Below are 3125 nucleotides of genomic sequence, written 5' to 3'. Positions count from 1 at the left end.
TGAAATAACCCTCTTTAAGGTAGGGCTTGTAGCTCTTGGTTCCTTCATTTTTGGTCCACTCATTGCCGCATTAGCAGCCGTGGGAGCAGCATTTGTTAGCCTTGGTATCACAATTATGACAACCCCCATAGGCTGGTTAATGGGTGGCATTGCAGCGCTCTTTGTCCTCTATCAATATTGGGACAAACTCAATGGTTGGGTAGCAGCATCTTTAGCCGCGGTTGGAGCAGTTCTTGTAGCGTCACTTATTCCAGCAATAACCGCCGTTGGTTCTGCTTTTATATCGCTTGGTATTGCCATCATGACAACCCCCATAGGCTGGATAATGGCTGGTATTGCAGCCCTTATTGGAATTGGATATCTGCTTTATAAAAATTGGGATACGGTCATGAATTTCTTACGAAATTTGTTGAGTTCTTTGGCTAATTTATGCAGTAACGTTTTCAATAACCTCTTGACGCTCTTTAAAAACTTTTCACCACTCTCTTGGATTGCGACAAAAATCAATGAACTCATTAAATGGTTGCTTGGCGTTGATTTAATGGAAGTAGGCTCCAATCTTATTAATGGGCTTTGGGAGGGCATCAAAAGCAAATGGGATGATCTGTATAACGGTTTTGGCAATATGATGAATAAATTAACCAGTTGGATGCCAAACTGGGTGAAAGAAAAGTTAGGGTTTAATGTCTCAATAGATAAGACTTCAACGCAGACCATTAAAACCTTTACTGATGAAACTAAAACACGAGCAAAAAGAATGCTGGATACAGCAGTGGTTACAAATACCCCACCTGAAAAACGCAAGAGTGGCTTTAATACAAGCGTAGTCGAAACAGAACAAATGCAGGCTACAAATGCAAAAGTGGGCGCCTTCAAAGCTTCCAAGCCCATTACCGTTCATAAGCCGGTAGAAGTAGATGCCCGTGTGATGATTTCAAATTTAAATATTTCAGTACCAAATGGTCTCAAGGACGAAATCAGAGACGCAGTCAATCAAGCCCTTGAACGCTATGCCAAGCAGCAACGCTTGGCTATAGCCTCTAGCCTTTCGGATTAAGCGCCATGATGTTAGCTTTGGGTGGTTTTATCTTTTCCATTGAAACAGCTGCTTATCAAACCCTTGACATGTCTTATGGCATTCCATGGGTCGAGCAAGGGCGATTGGGGCGCAAAGCAGCGNTTTCTTTAACCGGTGTGATCTATCCAGATTTTAAAGGCGGTCACGGACAAATCGAGTATTTGCGACAAATGGCCCATAATGGTCCTCATATCCTTGTAACCGGTCAGGGGAAAATTTTAGGCAAGTTTGTTATCCTTTCTGTAGAGGAAAAACAAAGCATTTTTCACTATAACGGGTCCCCCAAAAAACAAGAATTTACAATAAAGTTGAGAGAATATGGTGAAGAGCTATGAGTGATCTTTACGTAACAAAAGAAGGTGATATGGTTGATGCCATTTGCTGGAGATACTATGCAAAGGGTCAACAAGCCCTTGCTGTTGAACGCGTTTATGCAGCAAATTTTGGTCTTGCAGACTATGGACCCATTTTAAAAGCAGGCATCACAATCGTTTTGCCAACCCTCCCCTATCCTAAAGCCACACCGGTGATTAGAATTTGGGGTAGCCAGTCATGAAACCTTTTTGCACAGTGATGGCAAATGGAGAGGACATCACAAGAACGCTGATGGACTATGTTTTGTCGATTGAAATTACCGATGAAGCAGAAGACAAAAGTGACCGCATTACCATAGAGCTTGATGACCGCGCCCGTGACAGTGATAACGGCTTTCTTGATATTCCTCTCATCGGAACAATCATTTCTGTCACACTTGGCTATGAAGGCGGCAAAAACCGCGATATGGGAGCCTATCTGATTGATGAAATCTCTGTAAGCAGCCCGCCTCAAAGCCTAAGCGTGACCGGACGCGCCGCCTCTATGAATACGTCTTATAGAACACCCAAAAGCCAATCCTATCACCAACAAACCCTTGGCAGTATTGTTCAAGAGATAGCAGAGCGCAATGGCTATACACCAAAAGTTGACCCTGCTCTTGCTAAAATTGTTGTGCGTCACATTGATCAAACTTCTGAAAGCGATATGGCTTTTGCCACGCGCCTTGCAGAAGACTATGATGCGGTAGCAAAACCCGTTGATGGCAAGCTTGTTTTGGCTAGACGGGGGGAAGGCAAAGCCATCACTGGTGAAACACTCCCCGTTGTTATTATCCATGAAAAACTCTGTACCTCTTGGGATTTTAAATACAGTGCGCGTGATGAAGCAGGAGCGGCCAATGGCTTAGCAACAGAGGCAGGAGATGATCAAAAAGCCGCCGCTGATGCACGAGAACCAGAAGAAGTTGAAGAAGGCGAAGATGTTATCCATATGGATGAAAATGACGCCCTTAATTTGCCTAAAGCAGAGACGGAAGCCAAAACGCCTGAAAATCAAGAGCAAGAAGAAGAGAAAAAAGGCGGTGTTATTGCAAGCTATCATGATATTCGCACTGGTGAAAAAAAGGAAGTCAAAGTTGGTAAAGCACCGTTTCATGAACTCAAATATACCTACCACAATCAATCAGAAGCTGTTGCAGCCATTGCGGCTTATCGCAATAAATCATCGCGTGGGAAATCTTCTTTCTCATGTGATATTGGTGGTGATCCCTTTGTACAAGCGGAAGCAAAGCTTGTTCAAGAGCCCCCTTTCCGCCCCTATATTCCAGCAGAATGGCGCATCAAAAGTGTTAAGCACAAACTTGATAAAACAGGTGGTTACACCACAAAAATAGATTGTGAACTTTTTGATGAAGCCCAAGAAAACACAGCTGGAAACGTTGCAAACACCACACCAGACAAAGATGATACCCTTGACCCAAACGCCCCACCTAACGCATGTGATGAAGGCGAAGGCGTCATCCATATGGACGAAGAGGATACATGATAGGTTATAAACCAGATGTAGAGCCCCTCATTTAAAAGATTGCTTAAATACCTCCCTTCCCCATCTTTAAAGGTGGGGAGGTAGTCAAGATGCTTCTTCTAAAGCTGCTTGTTCCTTACAATTATTTTGGATAGGCGTTAAGCTAATCTGCAAATTTAAAGCACTCAAAACACTGAGAAAAGTAGAA

General features: G+C 43.3%; 3 protein-coding genes and 2 pseudogenes. 4 read left to right on the top strand and 1 reads right to left on the bottom strand.

From position 1 onward, the window contains the following. From ACFIMG_RS03160 to ACFIMG_RS03145, 4 genes and pseudogenes are all read left to right on the top strand, one after another. Positions 1-1057, top strand: a pseudogene (locus ACFIMG_RS03160) (phage tail protein); the annotation flags it as partial. Between the two features lie 5 nt (positions 1058-1062). Further along, positions 1063-1413 carry a phage tail protein gene (locus tag ACFIMG_RS03155; protein WP_375693566.1) on the top strand — a complete coding sequence of 117 codons (351 nt, stop codon included), beginning with the start codon at positions 1063-1065 and terminating at the stop codon, positions 1411-1413. Further along, positions 1410-1634 (top strand): tail protein X, encoded by a 225-nt coding sequence (locus ACFIMG_RS03150; protein ID WP_039760481.1) that lies wholly within the window; start codon positions 1410-1412, stop codon positions 1632-1634. Before ACFIMG_RS03155 ends, ACFIMG_RS03150 begins: the two co-directional genes overlap by 4 nt. Beyond that, positions 1631-2938 (top strand): contractile injection system protein, VgrG/Pvc8 family, encoded by a 1308-nt coding sequence (locus ACFIMG_RS03145; protein ID WP_375679155.1) that lies wholly within the window; start codon positions 1631-1633, stop codon positions 2936-2938. Before ACFIMG_RS03150 ends, ACFIMG_RS03145 begins: the two co-directional genes overlap by 4 nt. 84 nt (positions 2939-3022) lie before the next feature. Here the strand turns inward: ACFIMG_RS03145 and ACFIMG_RS03140 are convergent. Beyond that, positions 3023-3125, bottom strand: a pseudogene (locus ACFIMG_RS03140) (putative addiction module antidote protein); the annotation flags it as partial.

It is taken from the genome of Bartonella sp. AP11XZML, assembly GCF_042196445.1.
Taxonomy (GTDB): Bacteria; Pseudomonadota; Alphaproteobacteria; order Rhizobiales; family Rhizobiaceae; genus Bartonella.
This window is presented reverse-complemented; position numbering and strand designations above follow the sequence as displayed.

What these genes read in the sequence shown, in the direction of transcription:
- ACFIMG_RS03150 (WP_039760481.1), top strand. Translation starts at nt 1,410, where the DNA reads ATGAGTGATCTTTACGTAACAAAAGAAGGTGATATGGTTGATGCCATT.
- ACFIMG_RS03145 (WP_375679155.1), top strand. Translation starts at nt 1,631, where the DNA reads ATGAAACCTTTTTGCACAGTGATGGCAAATGGAGAGGACATCACAAGA.